3 protein-coding genes and 1 pseudogene are annotated in these 3901 nt (G+C 30.3%); 1 reads left to right on the top strand and 3 read right to left on the bottom strand.

Annotated elements, in window-relative coordinates:
- The 3 genes and pseudogenes from ABY298_RS15385 to ABY298_RS15395 all read right to left on the bottom strand — a co-directional run.
- Positions 1-399 (bottom strand): annotated as a pseudogene (locus tag ABY298_RS15385) (hypothetical protein); the annotation flags it as partial.
- A 63-nt stretch (positions 400-462) separates the two neighbouring features.
- Entirely contained in the window at positions 463-1008 is a 546-nt protein-coding gene (locus ABY298_RS15390) for a hypothetical protein (RefSeq protein WP_372746936.1), read from the bottom strand.
- 281 nt (positions 1009-1289) lie between these two features.
- Positions 1290-2732 carry a DUF1566 domain-containing protein gene (locus ABY298_RS15395; protein ID WP_372746937.1) on the bottom strand — a complete coding sequence of 481 codons (1443 nt, stop codon included), beginning with the start codon at positions 2730-2732 and terminating at the stop codon, positions 1290-1292.
- A gap of 405 nt (positions 2733-3137) precedes the next feature.
- On the opposite strand from ABY298_RS15395, the gene ABY298_RS15400 reads away from it, so the two are divergent.
- Positions 3138-3901, top strand: a 764-nt coding sequence (locus ABY298_RS15400) for a hypothetical protein (RefSeq protein WP_372746938.1), incomplete at its 3' end; no start/stop codon positions are given.

Consider the following 3901-nt stretch of genomic DNA (forward strand, 5'->3'; position numbering starts at 1 on the left):
GTAAGTGCATAAAAAAGTATCAATTGGTAAAGGCGAACGATCTACATGAAAAGAATAAACATCTGTTGGGAAAAATGGGTAGCTATCATCTCTTTCATAGCATTTAATTACATTAAGAATTGGAGATGCACCATGAGCTTTTAATACCTTCAAGTCATTTAAAAGAATTTCGCGCGCAATTTGTCCTTCATCACTTAATTTAAGCTCGTAAAGTTCCTCTTTATTTATTTCGGCTATATTTCCATTTAGTTCTAACTTATTAACAATCTCAGAAAAATCACCTACTAATTTACGAGTCCAACAAATTGCATTAATTTCTTTATAAAAAGGTGTGGAAACAAGGTCTTCAAAATTTGTTACACAATGAATTTGTTTCTCAGAATTTAATAAATCTATCATCTATTTTATATGTGATTTTTGCGTTTGAAAAATCGGCTTTTTTCGTTTCAAAAAAAAGAAATATTAAAAAGAAATATTAACAAACGGAATTACTGGGCTGGTATAAATACTTTCGTCTTCTTTATATAAAAAATTGTATTTAGCTCCTATTGAAATATTTTTTGTAATATTTAATCCTGCTCCTATAAATAATGCGGAATCCCAATATTTATCTTTACTATCATCCTCCTCATATTTAGTAGACACTCTTAATTGAGCAAATTCTAATAAAGTCATTATTTTTTGTGAAGGATTATACTGAAAAATAGTGTTTGCACCATATGTTGTTGTACTCTGAATATCTTTTAAAGAAAGATAATTCCATTGTAGCCCCAAACCAAAAGCAACTTTATTACTTACATTATAAGTTAAATTTGGAGAAATATTTATAGTTGTTCCTCCAACAAAATTAAGTCCAAAACCACATCCTAATTTCAGTTTTTTGTCCATTTTCACTATAGAATTAACATTCTTTACTTGACTACTATCTACATTGGTTTGAGAAAATGAGTTGTAGCTATAAACGAAGATTCCAAATGCAAGAATCAATTTTAAAATTTTAAGTTTCATGGTAGTTGTTTTTTAAATTTGTAATAGTATAACCAACAAACCTATAAATATTTATATAAATAATTGATTATTAATTTTATACTAATTTAAGCATAAAATTAATAATTTGCATTCACTTAGCTATTTAAACGCATTACACCTGCCTACGAAAGTTTTAACAATCATAAACAGGTGCTTTTGGGGGAGATTTTAGTTTACTCCTATTGTGCTCTTGAGGATAATTTGGAAATTCGAGCAACAATTTTTTTTATTAAGGTGAACTATTTTATTTAAATTTCACCTTAATTATTATCTCTAACTAAACGAACTGTATGCATTTCATACGTTCCTTTTACTTGTGTAGAATCGCTTTTAATTTGCGCTTCTTTTACTTCAGCTGAATTTTGTTTCTTTTTTTGTTGTCCTTGTGGACGCTTTTCATCAGAATTTGAACCATTTGGAGGTGGACCTTGCGGACGCATTTCATCAGAATCTGAACCGTTTGGTGGAGGACCTTGCGGGCGTGTTTCATCGGAATCTGAACCGTTTGGTGGTGGACCTTGCGGACGTTTGCCTTCAGGTGGTGGACCTTGCGGAGGAGTTCCATCTGATGGTGGACCTTGTGGACGCGTTTTATCGGAATCTGTATTACTTTTAGTTGGGCTTTGGCTATTTCCTTCTTCTTTTCTTTTTTGCCCAGCATTATTTTTACCTTCTTCTTCTTGTGCTGCATTTTCTTTTTTTGGAAGAAAACGAACACTTCCTGCTCCGTGCAAATCGTTACCACTTTGTCCTACTCCATATCCAAATGCAACATACCACGCATTTGTATATGCCGGGTTGTCTTGTCCAAAAATTGCAGATGTACTTGTCCAATAAAAAGGATAATCTAAAACACCATCAGAATGATTGAAACTTGTGATATTAAAATATGATGTATCAATAGCAGGAAAAACACCAGAGTAATCTACAATACTTTGCAATTCTTTTACATTAGGAACTCTCCAATCATCATAACCTCCCAAAGTACAAGTATCTGCATATTTTAATGCTTCTTCCCAACTTAAATGCACTGTAGCATCATTTTTAGCCCACATTAAACCTGTAGCATTATCCGTAACCGTATTATTACCATTGTTTTGAAAGTCATTCTCTCCGTAAATAGCTCCTCTAACAGGTCTAACATATCTTGCACCATCAAAACATTTTATGTGTCCTGTCCAATCATTTGTTGCAAAAGCAGTATTTTTTACTGCAAATTCCGTGTTAACTGTATAGGCATTGCTAGACCATGTGTGTTGTTCACTACCCTGTTTTCCTTCTCCAGTAAATTTAAAATAAGTGGCATCTACATAAGGCCAACCTGTTGAAAAATCGCGTATAGACCACAATTCTTTTAAAGACGGTAAACGCCAGTCGTTATAGCCTGCAAGTGTAAGTTCTTCACAATATTTTTTGGCTTCTTCCCAGGTCATTCCTTTTTCAGATTGATTTTGCCCCCACATTAATCCCGTAACATTATCTGTAATTGTAGCATCTTTATTATCTGTAAAAGACATTTCTACTCCTTTATTATAATCTGCATCTTGGCCATAAAAAGTATCACCACTTTTTAAATTTGTAATGATATTTCCTTCAGTATCAAAAGAATTGGTTTGTCTTGTTTTTGTTAATATATAGTTGCTTTCTACCTCATTTTTGGGAGAAGTACAACTACTAAACCATGAAATACAGAATATGTACATCAAAAAGGTTATATTTTTAATAAACAATTGTTTCATCTATCTAATTTTGAGATTTAATGACACATAAGTAGTTAAAATAAAAGATAATCTAAAATGAAATCTACTTTTAAGAGGATTGTATCAACAAAATCTCCTGTTTAATCTATGAAATATTTTAGAAGTGTGGTTAAAGTGTTGGTTAAAGCTACAAAGAAACTAACTTGGTTTTTATTGCTAATTTCCCAATGATTAGTAATTGTTAAAGTTTAGTACCTTTAAATTATAACATAAATAACTTCACAAAAATAACTAGCCCATTAAAGTTAACACGCGTAAATTAACAACACATCAATTTATGCTACCTACTCTTTCCTTTTTATGCGCAAAATATATCTTATATTTGAAGTTTAATTTTCCAATTTTAAAGTGAAAACCGAACCTATTAAAAAACATACAATTAGTGATCTTATTGAAATTATGGGAGAAAACCCACAATACGATGGTTTGCATATTCATATTTCAAAAAATAAATTTAAAGAAATTCCAATTTCTTACCCGTTTAGATCAGATAATTTTACATTTATGTTTATTATTAATGGTGAACTAAACTTTCAACAAAACCTACTTAAATATTCAGTAAAAAAAAACGAGGCAATAGTAGTTGTACCCAATTCTGTTGTTCAAGTTTTAGAAATTAGCTCGGAGCTAGAAATTATTGCTATTAGTTTTACATTAGATTTTTTGCTGAAGAATGCTTTTAATAAAACAGACCTTGATGCTCTTAATTTTTTAATGACCAAAAACATTTCTAAATTAATTTTAGACAATCAGGAATTGGCTGTTGTAAAAAATATTTCACATTTAATAAAATCAAAATTAAATGATAAACTTTTATTTAAAAATGAAATAATCTTGCACGGTTTTAATCTTTTAATGTATGAATTGGCATCTATCTATAAAAATCAAATAAACACTTCAGAACAATCTTTTTCCAGACAAGAAGAATTAACACTCCGTTTTTTTAGAATACTTGAAGATAACTTTAAAAGCGAACGAACTGTTAATTTTTATGCCGATATTTTATGCGTAACACCGGGGCATTTATCAAAAGTATTAAAAGAAGTTGCTGGTAAAACAGCTTCGCAATTAATTGATGATGTTGTAATTATGGAAGCCTGTATTTTATTAAA

This window comes from Lutibacter sp., assembly GCF_041596795.1.
Classification (GTDB): domain Bacteria; phylum Bacteroidota; class Bacteroidia; order Flavobacteriales; family Flavobacteriaceae; genus Lutibacter.

Coding starts and splice junctions, on each gene's coding strand:
- ABY298_RS15390 (WP_372746936.1), bottom strand. CDS start 1,008: ATGAAACTTAAAATTTTAAAATTGATTCTTGCATTTGGAATCTTCGTT.
- ABY298_RS15395 (WP_372746937.1), bottom strand. CDS start 2,732: ATGTACATATTCTGTATTTCATGGTTTAGTAGTTGTACTTCTCCCAAA.